Origin of the sequence: Escherichia sp. MR, assembly GCF_005280595.1 — a bacterium.
GTDB classification, from domain to species: Bacteria; Pseudomonadota; Gammaproteobacteria; order Enterobacterales; family Enterobacteriaceae; genus Escherichia; species Escherichia ruysiae.
The window spans coordinates 31,604-56,719 of record NZ_SZVK01000012.1 but is presented as its reverse complement, the minus strand read 5'-3'; the positions used below and the strand labels follow the sequence as shown (position 1 = coordinate 56,719).

The 25,116-nt window shown below is 53.9% G+C and carries 19 protein-coding genes; all 19 read left to right on the top strand.

Annotated features, from left to right (window positions below; all coding sequences use genetic code 11):
* Nucleotides 1-81: 81 nt before the first annotated feature.
* Nucleotides 82-1,581 (top strand): glycolate oxidase subunit GlcD, encoded by a 1,500-nt coding sequence (glcD, locus tag FC814_RS07635; RefSeq protein WP_137325762.1) that lies wholly within the window; start codon nt 82-84, stop codon nt 1,579-1,581.
* Nucleotides 1,581-2,633 carry a glycolate oxidase subunit GlcE gene (gene glcE, locus FC814_RS07630; protein WP_137325761.1) on the top strand — a complete coding sequence of 351 codons (1,053 nt, stop codon included), beginning with the start codon at nt 1,581-1,583 and terminating at the stop codon, nt 2,631-2,633. The genes glcD and glcE overlap by 1 nt, the downstream gene beginning before the upstream one ends.
* A 10-nt stretch (nt 2,634-2,643) precedes the next feature.
* On the top strand, nt 2,644-3,867 hold the full coding sequence (glcF, locus tag FC814_RS07625) for a glycolate oxidase subunit GlcF (protein WP_001194819.1): 1,224 nt from the start codon (nt 2,644-2,646) through the stop codon (nt 3,865-3,867).
* A gap of 4 nt (nt 3,868-3,871) precedes the next feature.
* Complete coding sequence (locus FC814_RS07620; protein WP_000853256.1) at nt 3,872-4,276, top strand: GlcG family protein; 405 nt, start codon at nt 3,872-3,874, stop codon at nt 4,274-4,276.
* Between the two features lie 21 nt (nt 4,277-4,297).
* A complete protein-coding gene (glcB, locus tag FC814_RS07615) occupies nt 4,298-6,469 on the top strand; it encodes a malate synthase G (RefSeq protein WP_000005026.1) in 2,172 nt (723 codons plus the stop codon).
* A gap of 355 nt (nt 6,470-6,824) precedes the next feature.
* Nucleotides 6,825-8,507, top strand: a complete 1,683-nt coding sequence (gene glcA / locus FC814_RS07610) for a glycolate permease GlcA (RefSeq protein WP_000259282.1) — start codon at nt 6,825-6,827, stop codon at nt 8,505-8,507.
* A 495-nt stretch (nt 8,508-9,002) separates the two neighbouring features.
* Nucleotides 9,003-13,565, top strand: a complete 4,563-nt coding sequence (gene sslE / locus FC814_RS07605) for a lipoprotein metalloprotease SslE (RefSeq protein WP_137325760.1) — start codon at nt 9,003-9,005, stop codon at nt 13,563-13,565.
* Nucleotides 13,566-13,890: 325 nt separating this feature from the next.
* Nucleotides 13,891-14,700 (top strand): prepilin peptidase PppA, encoded by an 810-nt coding sequence (gene pppA / locus FC814_RS07595; protein WP_137325759.1) that lies wholly within the window; start codon nt 13,891-13,893, stop codon nt 14,698-14,700.
* Nucleotides 14,701-14,765: 65 nt separating this feature from the next.
* Complete coding sequence (gspS2, locus tag FC814_RS07590) at nt 14,766-15,176, top strand: type II secretion system pilot lipoprotein GspS-beta (protein ID WP_024165221.1); 411 nt, start codon at nt 14,766-14,768, stop codon at nt 15,174-15,176.
* A gap of 15 nt (nt 15,177-15,191) precedes the next feature.
* The gene (gene gspC / locus FC814_RS07585) at nt 15,192-16,151 is read left to right on the top strand and encodes a type II secretion system protein GspC (protein WP_137325758.1); all 960 of its coding nucleotides are present in this window, start codon (nt 15,192-15,194) and stop codon (nt 16,149-16,151) included.
* Nucleotides 16,152-16,180: 29 nt separating this feature from the next.
* Nucleotides 16,181-18,241: a type II secretion system secretin GspD gene (gene gspD, locus FC814_RS07580; protein WP_000498820.1), complete on the top strand. Its 2,061-nt coding sequence runs from the start codon at nt 16,181-16,183 to the stop codon at nt 18,239-18,241.
* A complete protein-coding gene (gene gspE / locus FC814_RS07575) occupies nt 18,241-19,734 on the top strand; it encodes a type II secretion system ATPase GspE (protein WP_137325757.1) in 1,494 nt (497 codons plus the stop codon). Before gspD ends, gspE begins: the two co-directional genes overlap by 1 nt.
* Nucleotides 19,734-20,957, top strand: coding sequence for a type II secretion system inner membrane protein GspF (gene gspF, locus FC814_RS07570; protein ID WP_137325756.1), 1,224 nt, complete (start codon nt 19,734-19,736; stop codon nt 20,955-20,957). Before gspE ends, gspF begins: the two co-directional genes overlap by 1 nt.
* 16 nt (nt 20,958-20,973) lie before the next feature.
* Nucleotides 20,974-21,429 carry a type II secretion system major pseudopilin GspG gene (gspG, locus tag FC814_RS07565; RefSeq protein ID WP_001087291.1) on the top strand — a complete coding sequence of 152 codons (456 nt, stop codon included), beginning with the start codon at nt 20,974-20,976 and terminating at the stop codon, nt 21,427-21,429.
* A gap of 3 nt (nt 21,430-21,432) precedes the next feature.
* Nucleotides 21,433-21,996, top strand: coding sequence for a type II secretion system minor pseudopilin GspH (gspH, locus tag FC814_RS07560; RefSeq protein WP_105290624.1), 564 nt, complete (start codon nt 21,433-21,435; stop codon nt 21,994-21,996).
* Nucleotides 21,993-22,364: a type II secretion system minor pseudopilin GspI gene (gene gspI, locus FC814_RS07555; RefSeq protein ID WP_137325755.1), complete on the top strand. Its 372-nt coding sequence runs from the start codon at nt 21,993-21,995 to the stop codon at nt 22,362-22,364. Before gspH ends, gspI begins: the two co-directional genes overlap by 4 nt.
* A complete protein-coding gene (gene gspJ / locus FC814_RS07550) occupies nt 22,361-22,966 on the top strand; it encodes a type II secretion system minor pseudopilin GspJ (RefSeq protein WP_137325754.1) in 606 nt (201 codons plus the stop codon). Before gspI ends, gspJ begins: the two co-directional genes overlap by 4 nt.
* Nucleotides 22,963-23,940 (top strand): type II secretion system minor pseudopilin GspK, encoded by a 978-nt coding sequence (gene gspK, locus FC814_RS07545; protein WP_137325753.1) that lies wholly within the window; start codon nt 22,963-22,965, stop codon nt 23,938-23,940. The genes gspJ and gspK overlap by 4 nt, the downstream gene beginning before the upstream one ends.
* A complete protein-coding gene (gene gspL / locus FC814_RS07540) occupies nt 23,937-25,115 on the top strand; it encodes a type II secretion system protein GspL (protein WP_137325752.1) in 1,179 nt (392 codons plus the stop codon). The genes gspK and gspL overlap by 4 nt, the downstream gene beginning before the upstream one ends.
* Nucleotide 25,116: the final 1 nt, after the last annotated feature.

Here is a 25,116-nt window from a genome sequence, read left to right as displayed (position 1 = left end):
AAAAAGCCCGCTTAATAACTGTTCACAGAAGCAGCGCGCAAAAATCAGCTGCCACACAACACAACAAAGCGAAGCCTACTCATGAGCATCTTATACGAAGAGCGTCTTGATGGCGCTTTACCCGATGTCGACCGCACATCGGTACTGATGGCACTGCGTGAGCATGTCCCTGGACTGGAGATCCTGCATACCGATGAGGAGATCATTCCTTACGAGTGTGACGGGTTGAGCGCGTATCGCACGCGTCCATTACTGGTTGTTCTGCCTAAGCAGATGGAACAGGTGGCGGCGATTCTGGCTGTCTGCCACCGCCTGCGTGTACCGGTGGTGACCCGTGGTGCAGGCACCGGGCTTTCTGGTGGCGCGCTGCCGCTGGAAAAAGGTGTGTTGTTGGTGATGGCGCGCTTTAAAGAGATCCTCGACATTAACCCCGTTGGTCGCCGCGCGCGCGTGCAGCCGGGCGTGCGTAACCTGGCGATCTCCCAGGCCGTTGCGCCGCATAATCTCTATTACGCGCCGGATCCTTCCTCACAAATCGCCTGTTCGATTGGCGGTAATGTGGCGGAAAACGCCGGGGGCGTCCACTGCCTGAAATACGGTTTAACCGTGCATAACCTGCTGAAAATTGAAGTGCAAACGCTGGACGGCGAGGCGCTGACGCTGGGATCGGACGCGCTGGATTCGCCTGGTTTTGACCTGCTGGCGCTGTTTACCGGATCGGAAGGTATGCTCGGCGTGACCACCGAAGTGACGGTAAAACTGCTGCCGAAGCCGCCCGTGGCGCGGGTTCTGTTAGCCAGCTTTGACTCGGTAGAAAAAGCCGGACTCGCTGTCGGTGACATCATCGCCAATGGCATTATCCCCGGCGGGCTGGAGATGATGGATAACCTGTCGATCCGCGCGGCGGAAGATTTTATTCATGCTGGTTATCCCGTTGATGCCGAAGCGATTTTGTTGTGCGAGCTGGACGGCGTGGAGTCTGACGTACAGGAAGACTGCGAGCGGGTTAACGACATCTTGCTGAAAGCGGGCGCGACTGACGTCCGTCTGGCACAGGACGAAGCGGAGCGCGTGCGTTTCTGGGCCGGTCGCAAAAGCGCCTTCCCGGCGGTGGGGCGTATCTCGCCGGATTACTACTGTATGGATGGCACCATTCCGCGTCGCGCCCTGCCTGGCGTACTGGAAGGCATTGCCCGTTTATCGCAACAATATGATTTACGCGTTGCCAACGTCTTTCACGCGGGAGACGGCAACATGCACCCGTTAATCCTTTTCGATGCCAACGAACCCGGTGAATTTGCCCGCGCGGAAGAGCTGGGCGGGAAGATCCTCGAACTCTGCGTTGAAGTGGGCGGCAGCATCAGTGGGGAACATGGCATCGGGCGCGAAAAAATCAATCAAATGTGCGCCCAGTTCAACAGCGATGAAATCACGACCTTCCATGCGGTCAAGGCGGCGTTTGACCCCGATGGTTTGCTGAACCCAGGGAAAAACATCCCCACACTGCACCGCTGCGCTGAATTTGGTGCCATGCACGTGCATCACGGTCATTTACCTTTCCCTGAACTGGAGCGTTTCTGATGCTACGCGAGTGTGATTACAGCCAGGTGTTACTGGAGCAGGTGAATCAGGCGATTAGCGATAAAACGCCGCTGGTAATTCAGGGAAGCAATAGCAAAGCCTTTTTAGGTCGCCCTGTCACCGGGCAAACGCTGGATGTGCGTTGTCATCGCGGCATTGTTAATTACGACCCGACCGAGCTGGTGATAACCGCGCGTGCCGGAACGCCGCTGGTGGCGATTGAAGCGGCGCTGGAGAGCGCCGGGCAAATGCTTCCCTGCGAGCCGCCGCATTATGGTGAAGAAGCCACCTGGGGCGGGATGGTCGCCTGCGGGCTGGCGGGGCCGCGTCGCCCGTGGAGCGGTTCGGTCCGCGATTTTGTCCTCGGCACGCGCATCATTACCGGCGCTGGAAAACATCTGCGTTTTGGTGGCGAAGTGATGAAAAACGTCGCCGGATACGATCTCTCGCGGTTAATGGCCGGAAGCTACGGTTGTCTTGGCGTACTCACTGAAATCTCAATGAAAGTGTTGCCGCGACCGCGCGCTACCTTGAGCCTGCGGCGGGAAATCAGCCTACAAGAAGCCATGAGTGAAATCGCCCAGTGGCAACTCCAGCCACTTCCCATTAGCGGCTTATGTTATTTCGACAACGCCTTGTGGCTCCGCCTTGAAGGCGGTGAAGGATCGGTAAAAGCAGCGCGTGAACTGCTGGGTGGCGAAGAGGTCGCTGGTCAGTTCTGGCAGCAATTGCGCGAACAACAATTGCCGTTCTTCTCATTACCGGGCACTTTATGGCGCATTTCCTTACCCACCGATGCGCCGATGATGGATTTACCCGGCGAGCAACTGATCGACTGGGGCGGCGCGTTACGCTGGCTGAAATCGACAGCCGATGACAATCAAATCCACCGCATCGCCCGCAACGCTGGCGGTCATGCGACTCGCTTTAGTGCCGGAGATGGCGGCTTTGCTCCGCTACCGGCTCCCTTATTCCGCTATCACCAGCAGCTTAAACAGCAGCTCGACCCTTGCGGCGTGTTTAACCCCGGTCGCATGTACGCGGAACTTTGAGGAGCAGGCTATGCAAACCAGATTAACCGAAGAGATGCGTCAGAACGCGCGCGCGCTGGAAGCCGACAGCATCCTGCGCGCCTGTGTTCACTGCGGATTTTGTACCGCAACCTGCCCAACCTATCAGCTTCTGGGGGATGAACTGGACGGGCCGCGCGGGCGCATCTATCTGATTAAACAGGTGCTGGAAGGCAACGAAGTTACGCTTAAAACGCAGGAGCATCTCGATCGCTGTCTCACTTGCCGCAACTGTGAAACCACCTGTCCTTCTGGTGTGCGCTATCACAATTTACTGGATATCGGGCGTGATATTGTCGAGCAGAAAGTGAAACGCCCACTGCCGGAGCGAATGCTGCGCGAAGGATTGCGCCAGGTAGTGCCGCGTCCGGCGGTCTTTCGCGCATTGACGCAGGTAGGGCTGGTGCTGCGACCGTTTTTGCCGGAACAGGTCAGAGCAAAACTGCCTGCCGAAACGGTGAAAGCTAAACCGCGTCCGCCGCTGCGCCATAAGCGTCGGGTTTTAATGCTGGAAGGCTGCGCCCAGCCTACGCTTTCGCCCAACACCAACGCGGCAACCGCGCGGGTGCTGGATCGTCTGGGGATCAGCGTCATGCCTGCTAACGAAGCAGGCTGTTGTGGCGCGGTGGACTATCATCTTAATGCGCAAGAAAAGGGCTTAGCACGTGCGCGAAATAACATTGATGCCTGGTGGCCGGCGATTGAAGCAGGTGCAGAGGCCATTTTGCAGACTGCCAGCGGTTGTGGCGCGTTCGTCAAAGAGTACGGGCAGATGCTGAAAAACGATGCGCTGTATGCCGATAAAGCACGTCAGGTCAGTGAACTGGCGGTCGATTTAGTCGAACTGTTGCGCGAGGAACCGCTGGAAAAACTGGCGATTCGCGGCGATAAAAAACTGGCCTTCCACTGCCCGTGTACTCTGCAACATGCGCAAAAGCTGAACGGCGAAGTGGAAAAAGTGTTACTTCGTCTTGGATTTACCTTAACCGACGTTCCCGATAGCCATCTGTGCTGCGGGTCGGCGGGAACATATGCGTTAACGCATCCCGATCTGGCGCGCCAGCTACGGGATAACAAAATGAATGCGCTGGAAAGCGGCAAACCGGAAATGATCGTCACCGCCAACATTGGTTGCCAGACGCATCTGGCGAGCGCCGGTCGTACCTCTGTGCGTCACTGGATTGAAATTGTAGAACAAGCCCTTGAAAAGGAATAACAAAATGAAAACTAAAGTCATTCTTAGCCAGCAAATGGCGAGTGCAATTATTGCCGCAGGTCAGGAAGAGGCGCAGAAAAATAACTGGTCTGTTTCTATTGCGGTTGCCGATGACGGCGGTCATCTGCTGGCGTTAAGTCGCATGGATGATTGCGCGCCGATTGCGGCTTACATCTCCCAGGAGAAAGCGCGTACCGCCGCGCTGGGGCGTCGTGAAACTAAGGGCTATGAAGAGATGGTGAACAACGGACGTACCGCGTTCGTGACTGCGCCGTTACTGACGTCGCTGGAAGGCGGCGTACCGGTTGTTGTGGATGGGCAAATTATTGGTGCCGTGGGCGTTTCTGGTTTAACCGGAGCACAGGATGCGCAGGTCGCGAAAGCGGCAGCAGCGGTGTTGGCGAAATAAGCGAAAACGAGGAGATAAATAATGAGTGAAACCATAACCCAGGGCCGTTTACGCATTGACGCCAATTTTAAACGTTTTGTGGATGAAGAAGTTTTGCCGGGCGTGGAACTGGATGCTGCCGCGTTCTGGCGCAATGTTGATGAGATTGTTCACGATCTGGCACCAGAAAATCGTCAGTTGCTGGCAGAGCGCGATCGCATTCAGGCGGCGCTTGATGAGTGGCATCGCAGCAATCCGGGGCCGGTAAAAGATAAAGCGGCCTATAAATCTTTCCTGCGTGAACTGGGCTACCTGGTGCCGCAACCGGAGCACGTGACGGTGGAAACCACGGGCATCGACAGCGAAATCACCAGCCAGGCGGGGCCGCAACTGGTGGTTCCGGCAATGAATGCCCGCTACGCGCTGAACGCGGCGAACGCTCGCTGGGGTTCACTGTACGACGCGCTGTACGGCAGCGACATCATCCCGCAGGAAGGGGCGATGGTCAGCGGCTACGATCCGCAGCGCGGTGAGCAGGTTATTGCCTGGGTTCGTCATTTTCTTGACGAATCACTGCCGCTGGAAAACGGCAGCTATCAGGATGCGGTGGCGTTTAGCGTGGTCAACAAACAATTACGCATCCAGTTGAAAAATGGTAAAGAAACCACGTTACGTACTCCAGCACAGTTTGTCGGTTACCGTGGCGATGCCGCTGCGCCGACCTGCATTTTGCTGAAAAATAACGGCCTGCATATTGAGCTGCAAATCGATGCCAACGGGCGGATTGGCAAAGACGATCCGGCGCACATCAACGATGTTATCGTCGAAGCTGCCATCAGTACCATTCTCGACTGCGAAGATTCGGTCGCGGCGGTTGATGCGGAAGATAAAATCCTGCTGTACCGCAACCTGCTGGGCCTGATGCAGGGCACTCTGCAAGAGAAAATGGAGAAAAACGGTCGGCAAATCGTGCGTAAACTGAATGACGATCGTCAGTACACCGCCGCCGATGGCTCTGAAATTTCTCTGCACGGACGCTCGTTGCTGTTTATCCGCAACGTGGGTCATTTGATGACCATTCCTGTGATTTGGGACAGCGAAGGCAATGAAATCCCGGAAGGCATTCTTGATGGTGTCATGACAGGCGCGATTGCCCTCTATGATTTAAAAGTGCAGAAAAACTCGCGCACTGGTAGTGTCTATATTGTGAAACCGAAAATGCACGGTCCGCAGGAAGTGGCGTTCGCCAACAAACTGTTTACCCGCGTTGAGACAATGCTCGGTATGGCACCGAATACCCTGAAAATGGGCATTATGGATGAAGAACGCCGAACCTCGCTGAACTTGCGTAGCTGTATCGCTCAGGCACGCAACCGCGTGGCGTTCATCAATACCGGTTTCCTCGACCGTACCGGCGATGAGATGCATTCGGTGATGGAAGCTGGCCCGATGTTGCGTAAAAACCAGATGAAATCGACACCGTGGATCAAAGCCTACGAGCGCAATAACGTGCTGTCTGGTCTGTTCTGTGGGCTGCGCGGTAAAGCGCAAATCGGTAAGGGCATGTGGGCAATGCCGGATCTGATGGCGGACATGTACAGCCAAAAGGGCGATCAGTTACGTGCCGGGGCAAACACGGCCTGGGTTCCGTCGCCAACCGCCGCTACACTCCATGCGCTGCACTACCACCAAACCAACGTACAGAGCGTGCAAGCCAACATTGCCCAGACCGAGTTCAATGCTGAATTTGAACCTCTGCTGGACGATCTGCTGACTATTCCGGTAGCTGAAAACGCGAACTGGTCGGCGCAAGAGATCCAACAAGAGCTGGATAACAACGTGCAGGGGATTCTGGGGTACGTGGTGCGTTGGGTGGAGCAGGGGATTGGTTGTTCAAAAGTGCCGGATATTCACAACGTGGCGCTGATGGAAGACCGCGCAACGCTGCGCATCTCCAGCCAGCATATCGCCAACTGGTTACGTCACGGTATTCTGACCAAAGAACAGGTGCAGGCGTCGCTGGAGAACATGGCGAAAGTGGTGGATCAGCAAAACGCTGGCGATCCGGCGTATCGTCCGATGGTGGGGAATTTCGCTAACTCGTGTGCATTTAAAGCCGCCAGCGATTTAATCTTCCTCGGTGTGAAACAGCCAAACGGTTATACCGAACCGTTATTACATGCCTGGCGTTTACGCGAAAAAGAAAGTCATTAATAGCAATAGCAAAAGCCCCGGCAAGTTTTATTGTCGGGGCTATTATAGTTACTGCGGTAGTACATTTACCCCGGAAATAACCGGAGCGATTATCAGGGTTTAACAATATTAAATACCCGTAGCGCATCACTAGCGGGATTAAAACAACAATATGGACATCTTAACGATACTCTGCGCCTGCGTGTGCGGAACAGAAACCCTTACCCGATATACTTGTTATGCCAGAGGTAGCAATTGCGTTAGCAGCGTGCTGTTGCTGTAAAGTATAACCCCTATATTTTACAGTTCGGTCCTCTTTTGCTTATTACAACCTTAAGTATATCAAGCATATAAAGATAATAAGAGACTGAACAATATGGTTACCTGGACCCAAATGTATATGCCGATGGGAGGACTGGGGCTATCCGCTCTGGTCGCCTTGATCCCGATAATATTCTTCTTCGTTGCACTCGCGGTATTACGTCTGAAAGGACATGTCGCCGGAGCAATAACCCTTATATTATCGATATTGATTGCGATATTCGCCTTTAAAATGCCGATCGATATGGCATTTGCTGCTGCGGGATATGGCTTTATTTATGGCTTATGGCCGATTGCGTGGATTATTGTCGCAGCGGTATTCCTCTATAAATTAACCGTTGCCAGCGGGCAGTTTGATATTATCCGCAGCTCGGTTATCTCCATCACCGACGATCAGCGTTTGCAGGTGTTACTGATTGGTTTCTCCTTTGGCGCACTGCTGGAAGGGGCGGCTGGCTTTGGCGCACCGGTGGCGATTACCGGTGCGTTGCTGGTGGGGCTGGGTTTCAAACCGTTATACGCGGCGGGGCTGTGCCTGATTGCCAACACTGCGCCGGTGGCGTTTGGTGCGTTGGGTGTGCCAATTCTGGTCGCCGGTCAGGTAACGGGAATCGATCCGTTTGATATTGGTGCAATGGCGGGACGTCAGTTGCCGTTCCTGTCAGTTCTTGTGCCGTTCTGGCTGGTGGCGATGATGGACGGCTGGAAAGGGGTGAAAGAGACGTGGCCAGCGGCGCTGGTTGCGGGTGGTAGCTTTGCGGTTACTCAGTTCTTTACTTCTAACTATATTGGCCCGGAACTGCCGGATATTACTTCGGCGCTGGTGAGTATCGTCTCACTCTCTTTATTCCTTAAAGTATGGCGGCCGAAAAATACCGAAACGGCAATCAGCATGGGGCAATCCGCAGGTGCGATGGTGGTGAATAAACCGTCTTCTGGCGGTCCCGTGCCTTCAGAATATAGTCTGGGGCAAATCATACGCGCCTGGTCACCGTTTTTAATCTTAACGGTGCTGGTCACCATCTGGACGATGAAGCCATTTAAAGCGTTATTTGCTCCGGGCGGTGCGTTTTATTCGCTGGTGATTAATTTCCAGATCCCTCATTTGCATCAGCAGGTACTGAAAGCGGCGCCCATTGTCGCCCAGCCGACACCGATGGATGCGGTTTTTAAATTCGACCCGCTGTCTGCTGGCGGCACCGCTATTTTTATTGCGGCGATTATCTCTATCTTCATTCTCGGCGTGGGGATCAAGAAAGGCATTGGCGTCTTTGCCGAAACGCTAATTAGCCTGAAGTGGCCGATATTGTCGATTGGCATGGTGCTGGCATTTGCCTTCGTGACCAACTATTCCGGCATGTCCACCACGCTGGCACTGGTACTGGCGGGCACTGGCGTGATGTTCCCGTTCTTTTCGCCATTCCTCGGCTGGCTGGGGGTATTCCTTACCGGCTCGGACACTTCCTCTAACGCCCTGTTTGGTTCACTGCAATCGACCACGGCGCAGCAAATCAACGTCTCTGACACTCTGCTGGTGGCAGCAAACACCAGCGGCGGCGTAACTGGCAAGATGATCTCCCCACAATCTATCGCCGTGGCCTGCGCCGCGACGGGCATGGTGGGTCGAGAATCTGAACTGTTCCGCTACACCGTGAAGCACAGTCTGATTTTTGCCAGCGTTATCGGCATTATCACGCTGTTGCAGGCGTATGTGTTTACCGGAATGTTAGTCTCGTAAGTCAACAAAGCCGGATGATCGTCAATATCATCCGGCTTCATTCTTTGCTGGTTACATTATTCTGTCTTATTAATTAAAAAATCATTTCCCGATTTATTATCTATGCAGCAATAATGTTTTGTATTCAGATAACCCGCCAAATAATTAAGTGCGTGAGAATATCTATTTTTTTGTCCCGCAAAACAAGTCTGTATTAATTATGTTCGCTTGATGAGTAAACACCGTGCTATCTGTTGCTTTTGCAATCGCAATCGTTAAAAATATCAACAGCTTGAGATAGTCACATTGTGAATAATTGTTACTTTTTTGTTTGTTAAATCTTTTGATAAATACCCCGACTGGCATCGTATAGGGGATATTCTTATAAATTTCACCTGTTTTGTTATCAATAATGCAGTTTTCTTAAGAATGGAGGAAATTATTAGAGAAGATAAAGCATAAAACTATTTCCCCAGTTACGAATCTTTTAACTTTATTTTGTCACTTGCGTTATTAATGAATAAGAAATTTAAATATAAGAAATCGCTTTTAGCGGCTATTTTGAGCGCAACCCTGTTAGCCGGTTGTGATGGCGGTGGTTCAGGATCGTCCTCCGATACTCCGCCTGTAGATTCTGGAACAGGGTCTTTGCCGGAAGTGAAACCTGATCCAACACCAAACCCGGAGCCGACGCCGGAGCCTGAACCTACTCCGGATCCGACACCTGATCCAGAGCCAACGCCAGAACCGGAGCCAGAACCTGTTCCTACGAAAACGGGTTATCTGACCCTGGGCGGAAGCCAGCGGGTAATCGGTGCTAAATGTAATGGTGAATCCAGCGACGGCTTTACTTTTACACCTGGCGAGGACGTTACTTGCGTGGCGGGTAACACGACAATTGCCACCTTCAACACTCAGTCAGAAGCTGCGCGTAGCCTGCGTGCGGTTGAAAAAGTGTCGTTTAGCCTTGAGGACTCGCAAGAACTGGCGGAGTCCGACGATAAGAAAAGCAATGCGCTCTCGCTGGTAACCTCCATGAACAGTTGTCCGGCGGATACAGAACAGGTTTGCCTGACCTTCTCCTCGGTGATGGAGAGTAAACGCTTCGATTCGCTGTATAAGCAAATCGATCTGGCACCGGAAGCGTTCAAAAAGCTGGTCAATGAAGAGGTGGAAAACAATGCCGCGACCGATAAGGCGCCATCCACTCATACTTCACCGGTAGTGCCCGTCACGACGCCGGGAACAAAACCGGATCTGAACGCTTCCTTCGTGTCGGCTAACGCGGAACAGTTTTATCAGTATCAACCTACGGAAATCATTCTTTCTGAAGGTCGCCTGGTCGACAGCATGGGCAATGGTGTGGTTGGCGTAAATTACTACACCAGCTCAGGCCGTGGCGTAACTGGCGAAAACGGCAAATTCAACTTCAGCTGGGGTGAAACCATCTCCTTTGGTATCGACACCTTTGAACTGGGTTCAGTACGCGGCAATAAGTCGACTATTGCACTGACGGAACTGGGCGATGAAGTTCGCGGGGCAAATATCGATCAACTTATTCATCGTTACTCCCAGGCCGGAAAAAATGATGAGCGTGAAGTGCCGGATGTAGTGCGCCAGGTCTTTGCCGAGTATCCCAACGTGATCAACGAGATTATCAATCTCTCGTTATCCAATGGCGAGACGTTGAGCGAAGGCGATCAAACCTTTGAGCGGAAGAACGAATTTCTTGAGCAACTTAAATCCGGGCAGGCTAAAGAGATTGATACGGCGATTTGTGACTCCCTTGGGGGCTGCAACTCTCAACGTTGGTTCTCGTTGACTGCTCGCAATGTTAACGAAGGTCAGATTCAGGGCGTTATCAACAAGCTGTGGGGTGTGGATAAAGATTACAAATCAGTGACGAAATTCCACGTTTTTCATGACTCTACCAACTTCTATGGTAGCACCGGTAATGCGCGCGGTCAGGCGGTGGTGAATATCTCCAACGCGGCATTCCCGATTCTGATGGCGCGTAATGATAAAAACTACTGGCTGGCGTTTGGCGAAAAACGCGCCTGGGATAAAAACGAGCTGGCGTACATTACGGAAGCGCCTTCCATTGTGCGACCGGAGAACGTGACACGCGAAACTGCCACCTTCAACCTGCCGTTTATCTCGCTGGGGCAAGTTGGTGAGGGCAAACTGATGGTTATCGGTAACCCGCACTACAACAGCATCCTGCGTTGCCCGAACGGTTACAGCTGGAACGGGGGGGTTAATAGCGACGGACAGTGTACGCTCGACAGCGATCCGGACGACATGAAGAACTTCATGGAGAACGTGTTGCGCTATCTGTCAAATGAACGCTGGCTGCCGGACGCGAAAACCAGCATGACCGTGGGCACTAACCTGGATACGGTTTATTTCAAAAAAGCGGGTCAGGTATTAGGAAATAGTGCACCGTTTGCTTTCCATAAGGATTTCGCAGGTATCACGGTTAAACCGTTGACCAGTTATGGCAATCTGAATCCAGATGAAGTTCCTTTGCTGATCCTCAACGGCTTTGAGTATGTGACTCAGTGGTCTGGCGATCCCTATGCAATCCCGCTGCGTGCAGATACCAGCAAACCGAAGCTGACTCAGCAGGATGTGACGGATCTGATCGCCTATCTGAACAAAGGCGGATCGGTGCTGATCATGGAAAACGTGATGAGCAATCTTAAGGAAGAGAGTGCGTCCGGCTTTGTGCGTCTGCTTGATGCCGCAGGCCTGTCAATGGCACTGAACAAGTCGGTGGTGAATAACGATCCTCAAGGGTATCCGGATCGCGTTCGTCAGCAGCGCGAAAAAGGTATCTGGGTATATGAACGTTATCCGTTTGTCGACGGTAAACCGCCGTATACCATCGATGAAACAACGAAAGAAGTTATCTGGAAATACCAGCAAGAAAACAAGCCTGATGACAAGCCGAAACTGGAAGTGGCCAGCTGGCTGGAAGATGTCGATGGCAAACAGGTCAAGCGTTATGCCTTTATCGATGAGGCGGAGCATGAAACAAACGAGTCCCTGGAGGCGGCAAAGGCAAAAATCCTTAAGGCATTTCCTGGATTAGAGGTGTGTAAGGATCCTGACTACCACTACGAGGTCAACTGTCTGGAACATCGTCCTGGCACGGGGGTTCCTGTAACGCCAGAGAATAATACTGGCATGTTTGTTCCGCGCTATACGCAACTGAATCTCAGCGCCGACACCGCGAAAGCGATGGTGCAGGCGGCGGATTTAGGCACCAACATTCAGCGCCTGTATCAGCACGAGCTTTATTTCCGTACCAATGGTCGCAAAGGTGAGCGTCTGAGCAGCGTCGATCTGGAACGTCTGTACCAGAACATGTCGGTCTGGCTGTGGAATGAAATTGAATACAGCTATGACAGCAGCAAGGATGACGAGCTGGGCTTTAAAACGTTCACCGAGTTCCTGAACTGCTACGCCAACGATGCTTACACCAAAGGCACGCAGTGCTCCGCAGAGCTGAAACAATCGCTTGTCGATAACAAGATGATCTACGGTGAAAATAGTGGCAAAGCGGGCATGATGAACCCGAGCTATCCGCTCAACTATATGGAAAAACCGCTGACTCGCCTGATGCTGGGGCGTTCCTGGTGGGATCTGAACATCAAAGTTGATGTCGAGAAGTATCCGGGAGCAGTATCGGCTGAAGGTGAGAATGTTACTGAAACCATCAGCCTGTACTCGAATCCGACCAAATGGTTTGCGGGTAACATGCAGTCTACTGGTCTATGGGCTCCGGCTCAGAAAGAGGTCACCATTAAGTCCAATGCGAACGTTCCTGTGACTGTCACCGTGGCGCTGGCCGACGACCTGACCGGGCGTGAGAAGCATGAGGTCGCGCTGAACCGTCCGCCGAGAGTGACTAAAACGTATACACTGGAGGCTAATGGCACGGTGAAGTTTACGGTTCCTTACGGTGGTCTGATTTATATCAAGGGCGACAGCAAGGAGAATAATAAATCTGCCAGCTTCACCTTTACCGGTGTGGTAAAAGCGCCGTTCTATAAAGACGGTAAATGGAAAAACGATCTGAAATCCCCTGCGCCGTTGGGCGAGCTGGAGTCAGACGCTTTCGTTTATACCACGCCGAAGAAGAACCTTGAGGCCAGCAATTTCACTGGTGGTGTAGCAGAATTCGCTAAAGATCTGGATACCTTTGCCAGCTCGATGAATGACTTCTACGGTCGTGATGAAACGAGCGGTAAGCACCGGATGTTTACCTATAAAGCATTGACGGGGCATAAACATCGTTTCGCCAACGATGTGCAGATCTCCATCGGTGATGCGCACTCTGGTTATCCGGTGATGAACAGCAGCTTCTCGACGAACAGCACCACGCTGCCGACGACGCCGCTGAACGACTGGCTGATCTGGCATGAAGTGGGGCACAACGCTGCAGAAACGCCGCTGACTGTACCGGGCGCAACTGAAGTAGCGAACAACGTGCTGGCGCTGTACATGCAGGATCGCTATCTCGGCAAGATGAACCGTGTCGCTGACGATATTACCGTTGCGCCGGAATATCTGAACGAGAGCAACGGTCAGGCATGGGCACGCGGCGGTGCGGGTGACCGTCTGCTGATGTACGCACAGCTGAAAGAGTGGGCAGAGAAAAACTTTGATATCACGAAGTGGTATCCGCAGGGCAACCTGCCAGCGTTCTACAGCGATCGTGAAGGGATGAAAGGCTGGAACCTGTTCCAGTTGATGCACCGTAAAGCACGCGGCGATGATGTTGGCGACAACACCTTCGGCGGCAAGAATTATTGTGCTGAATCCAACGGTAACGCTGCCGACACGCTGATGCTGTGCGCCTCCTGGGTAGCCCAGACGGATCTTTCGGAGTTCTTTAAGAAATGGAATCCGGGCGCGAATGCTTACCAGTTGCCGGGGGTGAGCGAGATGAACTTCGAGGGCGGTGTGAGCCAGTCGGCTTACAAGACGCTGGCGTCGCTTGGCCTGCCGAAACCGGAAAAAGGGCCGGAAACCATTAATACGGTTACCGAGCATAAGATGTCTGCCGAGTAAGCCTGTATGCCGGATAAGGCGTTCACGCCGCATCCGGCATGAAATAAGGCGCACCGGGTTAACACATGTGCCCGATGCGCCATCTTATCGGGCCTGAAGGGAAGAAGCCGCGATTATTTGCGTTAGCAGACACCCGTAGGCCGGATAAGGCGTTTTACGCCGCATCCGGCATGAAATAAGGCGCACCGGGTTAACACATATGCCCGATGTGCCAACTTATCGGAGCTACAGGAAAAGCCGCGATTACTTGCGTTGGCAGACTCCTGTATGCCGGATAAGGCGTTTTACGCCGCATCCGGCAAATTACAACAAACAACCTTTAACCATGCATTTTGATGTTTTTCAGCAATATCCAGCGGTGATGCCCATTCTGGCAACCGTTGGAGGATTAATCATCGGCAGTTTTTTGAATGTGGTGATTTGGCGTTACCCCATCATGCTTCGCCAACAAATGGCGGAGTTTCACGGTGAAACGCCGAGTGCGCAGTCAAAAATAAGCCTGGCGCTGCCACGTTCGCACTGTCCGCATTGCCAGCAGACCATCCGCGTTCGTGACAATATTCCGCTGTTCTCCTGGCTGATGCTCAAAGGGCGCTGCCGCGACTGTCAGGCGAAAATCAGCAAGCGTTATCCGCTGGTGGAGTTATTAACGGCACTCGCTTTTTTGCTGGCGAGTCTGGTCTGGCCGGAAAGTGGATGGGGGCTGGCGGTGATGATATTATCCGCCTGGCTGATTGCCGCGAGTGTCATCGACCTCGATCACCAATGGCTGCCCGATGTTTTTACTCAGGGCGTATTGTGGACAGGACTGATTGCGGCATGGGCGCAGCAGAGTCCGTTAACGCTACAAGACGCAGTCACCGGCGTCCTGGTGGGGTTTATCACTTTTTACTCGCTGCGCTGGATAGCCGGAATAGTTCTGCGTAAAGAAGCATTAGGCATGGGCGATGTATTACTCTTCGCCGCTTTAGGTGGCTGGGTGGGGGCGTTGTCGCTGCCCAATGTTGCTTTAATCGCCTCATGCTGCGGCCTGATATATGCCGTTATTACAAAAAAAGGATCAACGACGCTGCCTTTTGGACCATGTTTAAGTCTGGGCGGTATAGCAACACTTTATCTACAGGCATTGCTTTAATGATAACCGCGTCATTATCGAAGTGACATTTTTACTCTTATTAATAACCTTAGAGATTATTAACCATGTCGATAAAAAAGATGCCAGGGAGGGTATTAATATCGCTATTGTTGAGCGTTACAGGATTATTAAGTGGCTGCGCCAGCCATAATGAAAACGCCAGTTTACTGGCGAAAAAACAGGCGCAAAATATCAGTCAAAACCTGCCAATTAAATCTGCGGGATATACCTTAGTGCTGGCGCAAAGTAGCGGTGCGACGGTAAAAATGACCATTATCAGCGAAGCGGGTACACAAACCACGCAGACGCCTGACGCCTTTTTAACCAGCTATCAACGACAAATGTGCGCTGACCCGACGGTGAAATTAATGATCACTGAGGGAATTAATTACAGCATAACGATTAATGATACACGTACAGGTAACCAGTATCAGAGGAAACTGGATCGTACCACCTGTGGAATAGTCAAAGCATAACGTCGGGTATATAAATTGGCGCGGGTTGTTTTTCGTGACGCACGAATTTATCTCATTCAGTGGCTGACTAAAATTCGTCACACTCTTAGCCAGAGACAATCTCTTAATACAGACAAAGAGCATCTGCGAAAAATTGTACGCGCGATGTTCTGGCTGGTGCTGCTTATTATTTCTGCAAAAATGGCGTATTCACTCTGGCGCTATATCTCCTTTTCTGCGGAATATACGGCGGTTTCCCCATCGGCGAATAAACCGGCACGTGCGGATGCAAAAACGTTCGATAAAAAAGACGTGCAATTAATCAGCCAGCAAAACTGGTTTGGCAAATATCAGCCCGTCGCCGCGCCGGTAAAACAACCCGAACCTGCGCCGGTGGCAGAAACGCGTCTTAATGTGGTGCTGCGCGGGATCGCCTTTGGTGCCAGACCCGGCGCGGTTATTGAAGAAGGCGGCAAACAGCAGGTCTATTTACAGGGTGAACGACTTGGCTCTCACAACGCGGTGATTGAGGAAATCAACCGCGACCATGTGATGCTGCGCTATCAGGGAAAAATAGAGCGCCTGAGCCTGGCAGAAGAGGAGCGTTCCACCGTTGCCGTGACCAACAAAAAAGCCGTCAGTGACGAAGCAAAGCAAGCTGTTGTTGAGCCTGCTGCCAGTGCGCCAGTTGAGATCCCGGCTGCCGTGCGTCAGGCGCTGGCGAAAGATCCGCAGAAAATTTTTAACTATATCCAGCTTACGCCCGTGCGTAAGGAGGGGATTGTCGGTTATGCAGTGAAACCGGGGGCAGATCGTTCTCTGTTCGATGCCAGCGGTTTCAAGGAAGGCGATATCGCCATTGCGTTAAATCAGCAGGATTTTACTGATCCACGAGCAATGATTGCTCTGATGCGGCAGTTACCTTCAATGGATTCCATTCAACTTACGGTTTTACGCAAGGGTGCGCGCTACGACCTTTCCATCGCGCTGCGCTAACCGCATTTAATCCAGGAGAATCATTCATCGTGTTTTGGCGTGATATTACGTTGTCGGTCTGGCGTAAGAAGACAACTGGCCTCAAAACAAAAAAGCGTTTACTGCCGCTGGTGCTGGCAGCGGCATTATGTAGTTCACCGGTCTGGGCGGAAGAAGCCACCTTCACCGCCAATTTTAAAGATACCGACCTGAAATCGTTCATCGAAACCGTCGGCGCTAACCTTAATAAAACCATCATTATGGGGCCGGGTGTGCAGGGGAAAGTGAGTATTCGTACCATGACCCCGCTCAATGAACGCCAGTATTACCAGCTATTCCTTAACCTGCTGGAAGCGCAGGGGTATGCCGTCGTACCGATGGAAAACGATGTGCTGAAGGTGGTGAAATCCAGTGCCGCGAAAGTCGAGCCGCTGCCGCTGGTCGGTGAAGGTAGCGACAACTACGCGGGTGATGAAATGGTCACTAAAGTGGTGCCGGTACGCAATGTGTCGGTACGCGAGCTGGCACCGATTTTGCGCCAGATGATCGACAGCGCAGGTTCTGGCAACGTCGTTAATTACGATCCCTCCAACGTGATTATGCTCACCGGACGCGCCTCAGTTGTGGAACGGCTGACGGAAGTGATCCAGCGCGTGGATCATGCGGGGAACCGCACCGAAGAGGTTATCCCGCTGGATAACGCCTCGGCTTCGGAAATTGCTCGCGTGCTGGAAAGCCTGACTAAAAACAGCGGCGAGAACCAGCCAGCGACGCTGAAATCACAGATTGTCGCCGATGAACGCACCAACAGCGTGATTATCAGCGGCGATCCTGCCACGCGAGACAAAATGCGCCGCCTGATCCGTCGTCTGGACTCAGAAATGGAGCGCAGCGGCAACAGCCAGGTGTTCTATCTCAAATACAGCAAAGCGGAAGATCTGGTCGATGTTCTGAAACAGGTCAGCGGCACGCTCACGGCAGCTAAAGAAGAGGCGGAAGGCACGGTCGGTAGCGGGCGTGAGGTTGTCTCCATTGCCGCCAGCAAACACAGTAATGCCCTGATTGTTACCGCGCCGCAGGACATCATGCAGTCGCTGCAAAGCGTGATTGAACAACTGGATATTCGCCGTGCTCAGGTGCATGTCGAGGCGTTGATCGTGGAAGTTGCCGAAGGTAGCAATATCAACTTCGGCGTGCAGTGGGCGTCGAAAGATGCCGGGTTAATGCAGTTTGCCAACGGCACGCAGATCCCTATCGGCACGCTGGGGGCAGCGATTTCTCAGGCGAAACCGCAGAAAGGCTCCACGGTGATCAGCGAAAACGGCGCCACCACCATTAACCCGGACACCAACGGCGATCTCTCCACGCTCGCCCAGCTTCTTTCTGGCTTTAGCGGTACGGCGGTTGGCGTGGTGAAAGGCGACTGGATGGCGCTGGTACAGGCGGTTAAAAACGACTCCAGCTCGAACGTCCTTTCCACGCCGAGCATCACCACGCTGGATAACCAGGAAGCCTTCTTCATGGTGGGGCAGGATGTTCCGGTACTAACCGGATCTACCGTTGGTTCCAATAACAGCAATCCTTTCAACACGGTAGAAAGGAAAAAAGTCGGCATCATGCTGAAAGTCACGCCGCAGATTAACGAAGGTAACGCGGTACAGATGGTGATTGAGCAGGAAGTCTCGAAGGTGGAAGGACAGACCAGCCTCGACGTCGTGTTTGGTGAGCGCAAACTGAAAACCACCGTGCTGGCTAACGATGGTGAGCTGATTGTGCTTGGCGGTCTGATGGACGACCAGGCGGGAGAAAGCGTGGCGAAAGTGCCGCTGCTGGGCGATATCCCATTGATTGGTAACCTGTTTAAATCGACGGCGGATAAAAAAGAAAAACGTAACCTGATGGTGTTTATCCGTCCAACCATTCTGCGTGACGGTATGGCGGCAGACGGCGTGTCGCAGCGCAAATATAACTATATGCGCGCCGAGCAAATCTATCGTGATGAGCAAGGCTTAAGCCTGATGCCGCACACCGCGCAGCCGGTACTGCCAGCGCAAAACCAGGCCCTACCGCCGGAAGTACGCGCATTCCTCAATGCCGGGAGAACGCGTTAATGGTGCCTGTAGCACAGGAAACCGCCGCTAACACCGTGCGTCTGCCCTACAGTTTCAGCCGTCGGTTTAGCCTGGTGGCATGGTGCGAAGCGTCGCTGGAGATCCTCCATGTGCATCCGCTGTCGCTCTCTGTTTTGCAGGAGCTGCAACGGGGGCTGAACGCGCCCTTTACGCTGCGGCAAATCGATGAGGCCGAGTTTGAACAGCGGCTGAATGCGGTCTGGCAGCGTGACTCTTCCGAGGCTCGCCAGCTGATGGAAGATCTCGGTTCTGCCGAGGACTTTTTTACCCTCGCAGAAGAACTGCCGGAAACGGAAGATCTGCTGGAAAGTGACGACGATGCGCCGATCATCAAACTGATCAACGCCATGCTGGCAGAGGCGATTAAAGAAGGCGCTTCGGATATCCACATCGAGACGTTTGAAAAGAGTCTGGTGATCCGTTTTCGCGTTGACGGCACATTACATGAAATGCTGCGACCGGGGCGCAAACTGGCCTCGTTGCTGGTATCGCGTATCAAGGTGATGGCGCGGCTGGATATTGCCGAAAAACGCGTACCGCAGGATGGACGTATTGCGCTGCTGCTGGGCGGTCGGGCGATTGACGTGCGTGTCTCCACCATGCCTTCCGCCTGGGGCGAGCGCGTGGTGCTGCGACTGCTGGACAAAAACCAGGCTCGCCTGACGCTGGAACGTCTGGGGTTAAGTCATGAACTGACCGCGCAATTGCGCCAGCTGTTACACAAACCGCACGGTATCTTTCTGGTGACGGGGCCTACAGGTTCCGGCAAAAGCACCACGCTGTACGCCGGATTGCAGGAGCTGAACAACCACTCGCGCAACATTCTCACGGTTGAAGACCCCATCGAATACATGATTGAAGGGATCGGTCAGACGCAGGTCAACACCCGCGTCGGGATGACCTTCGCCCGTGGCCTGCGCGCGATTTTGCGTCAGGATCCGGATGTGGTGATGGTGGGTGAAATCCGCGATACCGAAACCGCAGAAATCGCCGTCCAGGCGTCATTGACCGGACACCTGGTACTGTCAACCCTGCATACCAACACGGCGGTGGGGGCGATCACACGTTTGCAGGATATGGGCGTTGAGCCTTTCCTGCTCTCTTCCAGTCTGACGGGCGTGATGGCGCAGCGACTGGTTCGCACGCTGTGCCCCGACTGCCGCCAGCCCGCGCCTGCCACTGACGAAGAAAAACGCCTGTTGGGGATTACCGATGCGCGTACCGTCACTCTGTACCATCCGCAGGGCTGTCCCGCCTGTAATCACAAAGGTTTTCGCGGGCGTACTGCCATCCATGAGTTGATCGTGGTGGACGCCACATTGCGTGATTTGATCCACCGTCAGGCCGGGGAACTGGAGCTGGAACGTTATGTCCGGCAACACTCTGCGGGTATCCGCAGCAACGGCATTGAGAAAGTGCTCGCCGGAGAAACCTCTCTCGATGAAGTGCTGCGGGTAACCATGGAGGCGTAATGGCACTGTTTTACTATCAGGCGCTGGAGCGTAATGGTCGCAAAACCAAAGGCATGATTGAGGCGGATTCCGCGCGTCATGCCCGCCAGTTGTTGCGCGGTAAAGAGCTTATCCCCGTGCACATTGAAGCCCGGCTGAATGCTTCGTCAGGGGGAATGTTGCAGCGTCGGCGACACGCACATCGTCGCGTGGCGGCGGCAGATCTGGCGCTGTTCACTCGTCAACTGGCAACGCTGGTGCAGGCAGCAATGCCGCTGGAAACCTGCTTACAGGCGGTCAGTGAGCAAAGTGAAAAACTGCATGTAAAAAGCCTCGGTATGGCGCTACGCAGCCGGATTCAGGAAGGTTATACCCTGTCGGACAGCCTGCGCGAACATCCCCGCGTCTTTGATTCTCTGTTTTGTTCGATGGTGGCTGCCGGAGAAAAATCCGGGCATCTCGACGTGGTGCTCAATCGCCTGGCGGATTACACCGAACAGCGCCAGCGCCTGAAATCACGTCTGTTGCAGGCCATGCTCTACCCGCTGGTATTGCTGGTGGTGGCAACGGGCGTGGTCACTATTTTGTTGACGGCGGTAGTGCCGAAAATTATCGAACAGTTTGATCATCTCGGACACGCGCTACCCGCCTCCACCCGAATGCTCATCGCCATGAGCGACGCGTTACAGGCCAGCGGCGTTTACTGGCTGGTAGGTTTGCTGGGGCTTCTGGTGCTGGGGCAACGGCTACTCAAAAATCCTGCTATGCGGCTGCGCTGGGATAAAACCTTGCTGCGCCTGCCTGTGACGGGGCGTGTTGCGCGCGGGCTGAATACGGCGCGTTTTTCCCGCACGTTAAGCATCCTCACCGCCAGCAGTGTTCCGCTGCTGGAAGGCATTCAGACCGCTGCCGCCGTGTCGGCAAATCGCTATGTCGAGCAACAACTGCTGCTAGCGGCAGATCGCGTTCGCGAAGGAAGCAGTCTGCGCGCCGCGCTGGCGGAGCTTCGCCTGTTCCCGCCGATGATGCTGTACATGATCGCCTCCGGTGAACAGAGCGGCGAGCTGGAAACCATGCTTGAACAGGCCGCAGTCAACCAGGAGCGGGAGTTTGATACCCAGGTGGGGCTGGCGTTGGGGCTGTTTGAGCCTGCTCTGGTGGTGATGATGGCGGGCGTGGTGCTGTTTATCGTCATTGCCATCCTCGAGCCGATGCTGCAACTGAACAATATGGTTGGAATGTAATTTACGGAGTTATCACATGAATTCGTTATCCCGCACACAAAAACCACGGGCAGGTTTTACCCTGCTGGAAGTGATGGTGGTGATTGTTATTCTTGGCGTTCTGGCAAGCCTGGTGGTGCCTAACCTGCTGGGCAACAAAGAAAAAGCGGACAGGCAAAAAGCCATCAGCGATATCGTGGCGCTGGAAAACGCGCTGGATATGTACCGACTGGATAACGGGCGTTATCCGACTACCGAGCAGGGGCTTGAGGCGCTGATCCAGCAACCGGCCAATATGGCGGATTCCCGCAACTACCGTCCAGGTGGATACATTAAACGACTGCCAAAAGATCCGTGGGGCAATGATTATCAGTATCTCAGCCCGGGTGAAAAAGGACTGTTTGATGTTTATACCTTAGGGGCGGATGGTCAGGAAAACGGGGAAGGCGCTGGCGCAGATATCGGTAACTGGAATTTGCAGGAGTTTCAGTAATCAGTGCCTGAACGCGGATTCACTCTTCTGGAAATCATGCTGGTGATTTTCCTTATCGGCCTTGCCAGTGTGGGCGTGGTACAGACTTTTGCGACCGATTCTGAATCGCCTGCGAAAAAAGCGGCGCAGGATTTTCTGACTCGCTTTGCGCAGTTTAAGGACAGGGCAGTGATCGAAGGGAAAACACTCGGTGTGCTAATCGACCCACCTGGCTACCAGTTTATGCAACGTCGTCAGGGGCAGTGGTTGCCCGTTTCTGCGACCCGGTTATCGGCACAGGTTACGGTGCCGAAACAGGTGCAGATGCTGTTACAACCCGGAAGTGATATCTGGCAGAAAGAGTATGCGCTGGAGCTGCAACGTCGTCGCCTGACGCTGCATGATATTGAACTGGAACTGCAAAAAGAGGCGAAAAAGAAGACTCCGCAGATCCGCTTCTCGCCTTTTGAACCCGCCACGCCGTTTACGCTGCGCTTCTACTCGGCGGCGCAAAACGCATGTTGGGCGGTAAAGCTGGCGCACGATGGCGCGTTATCCCTCAATCAATGTGATGAGAGGATGCCATGAAGCGCGGATTTACGTTGCTGGAAGTGATGCTCGCACTGGCGATTTTTGCGCTGGCTGCCACGGCGGTATTACAGATCGCCAGCGGTGCGCTGAGTAATCAGCAGGTTCTTGAGGAGAAAACGGTAGCGGGCTGGGTAGCTGAAAACCAGACCGCACTGCTCTACCTGATGACCCGCGAACAACGGGCTGTCAGGCATCAGGGCGAGAGCGATATGGCAGGAAGCCGCTGGTACTGGCGAACCACACCGCTGAATACCGGTAACGCGCTGCTCCAGGCGGTGGATATTGAAGTCAGCCTTCACGAAGACTTTTCTCCGGTGATTCAGTCACGGCGCGCCTGGTTTAGCGCCGTGGGAGGCCAACAGTGAGAAGGACTCGCGCTGGTTTCACGTTACTGGAAATGCTGGTGGCAATCGCCATTTTTGCCTCGCTGGCACTTATGGCGCAGCAGATGACAAACGGCGTTACGCGCGTGAATAGCGCCGTCGCCGGACACGATCAAAAACTAAACCTCATGCAGCAAACGATGAGTTTTCTGACCCACGATCTGACGCAAATGATGCCACGCCCGGTAAGAGGCGAGCAGGGGCAGCGGGAACCGGCGTTACTGGCTGGCGCTGGCGTGCTGGCGTCTGAGAGTGAAGGGATACGCTTTGTGCGTGGCGGTGTGGTTAATCCGTTGATGCGCCTGCCGCGCAGTAATCTGCTCACCGTCGGTTACCGCATTCATGACGGTTATCTCGAACGGCTAGCCTGGCCGCTGACCGATGCAGCAGGCAGTGTGAAGCCAACAACGCAAAAATTAATCCCGGCGGATTCGCTCCGTTTGCAGTTCTACGACGGCACGCGCTGGCAGGAGAGCTGGTCGTCAGGGCAGGCGATCCCTGTGGCGGTGCGCATGACCCTGCATTCGCCACAATGGGGCGAGATTGAACGCATCTGGTTGTTACGCGGGCCGCAATTATCATGATCACCTCACCACCAAAACGCGGAATGGCACTGGTCGTGGTGCTGATATTGCTGGCGGTCATAATGCTGGTAACCATCACGCTTTCCGGGCGGATGCAGCAACAACTTGGGCGAACGCGCAGCCAGCAGGAGTACCAGCAGGCGCTGTGGTACAGCGCCAGTGCTGAAAGCCTGGCGCTGAGCGCACTCAGTCTGAGCCTGAAAAATGAAAAGCGCGTGCATCTGGCGCAGCCGTGGGCTTCCGGCCCTCGTTTTTTCCCACTGCCGCAGGGGCAAATCGCCGTCACTCTGCGTGACGCACAGGCCTGCTTTAACCTGAATGTTCTAGCTCAGCCGACGACGGCATCGCGTCCGCTCGCGGTACAACAGTTGATTGCCCTGATCTCGCGCCTGGATGTGCCAGCTTATCGAGCTGAACTGATAGCCGAAAGCCTGTGGGAGTTTATTGACGAGGATCGCAGCGTGCAGACGCGGCTGGGGCGTGAAGACAGCGAGTATCTCGCCCGCTCGGTGCCGTTCTATGCCGCGAATCAACCGCTGGCTGATATCAGCGAAATGCGCGTGGTGCAGGGAATGGACGCCGGACTCTATCAAAAACTGAAACCGCTGGTTTGTGCGCTGCCGATGACCCGCCGGCAAATCAACATCAACACATTAGACGTCACGCAAAGCGTGATTCTTGAGGCGCTGTTTGACCCGTGGTTAAGCCCTGTTCAGGCGCGGGCGTTATTACAACAACGTCCGGCAAAGGGTTGGGAAGATGTCGATCAGTTTCTTGCGCAGCCGCTACTTGCTGACGTCGATGAGCGTACTAAAAAACAGCTAAAAACCGTCCTGAGCGTGGACAGCAATTACTTCTGGCTGCGTTCGGATATCACCGTGAATGAGATTGAACTGACGATGAACTCGTTAATTGTCCGCATGGGGCCACAACACTTTTCTGTTCTCTGGCATCAGACAGGAGAAAGTGAGTGAGTTCCATGCTTGAGATTTTTTTCCCGCTTTGCGCCACCGACCCCATCCGCTGGCAGCGCCGTACCGCCGACGTGGAGTGCGGTATCTGGCCTGACGTCGACAATGAACAGCTTCAGCAATGGCTGCAAACCGATGCGATTCGACTCTACATTCCCGGCGAATGGATCAGCGTCTGGCAGGTTGAACTGCCTGATGTCCCTCGCAAGCAGATACCCACTATTCTGCCCGCCTTACTGGAAGAAGAACTGAACCAGGATATCGACGAACTGCATTTTGCGCCGTTGAAAATCGACCAGCAACTGGCAACCGTGGCAGTGATTCACCAACAGCATATGCGCAACATTGCGCAATGGTTGCAGGAAAACGGTATCACCCGCGCTACTGTCGCGCCGGACTGGATGTCTATTCCTTGTGGTTATATGGCTGGCGATGCGCAACGGGTTATCTGCCGCATCAATGAGTGCCGGGGATGGAGCGCCGGGCGGGCGCTGGCTCCGGTCATGTTACGCGCACAGCTCAATGAGCAGGATTTACCGCTTTCGTTGACCGTGGTCGGTATTGCGCCGGAAGAGCTATCTACATGGGCTGATGCGGACGCAGAACGCCTGACAATCACGGCACTGCCAGCCATTACCACATTCGGAGAACCAGAAGGGAATTTGCTAAGCGGCCAGTGGCAGCCTCGCGTCAGCTACCGAAAACAGTGGGCGCGTTGGCGGGTGATGGTTATGCCGATATTGCTGATTCTGGTTACGCTGGCAGTGGAACGGGGCGTGACGTTATGGAGTGTCAGCGAGCAGGTGGCGCAAAGCCGCACCCAGGCGGAAAAACAGTTCTTAACACTGTTCCCGGAGCAGAAGCGGATTGTGAACTTACGCTCTCAGGTCACGATGGCGTTGAAAAAATATCGCCCGCAGGCCGACGATACCCGGCTGCTCGCAGAGTTGTCAGCGATAGCCAGCACCCTGAAATCTGCGTCACTTTCCGACATCGAGATGCGTGGTTTCACCTTTGATCAAAAACGCCAGACGCTTCATCTCCAGTTGCGGGCCGCAAACTTTGCCAGTTTCGACAAACTGCGTAGCGCGCTGGCGGCAGATTATGTTGTGCAACAGGACGCGTTACAGAAAGAGGGTGAGGCGGTTTCCGGCGGCGTAACGTTGCGGAGGAAATAAC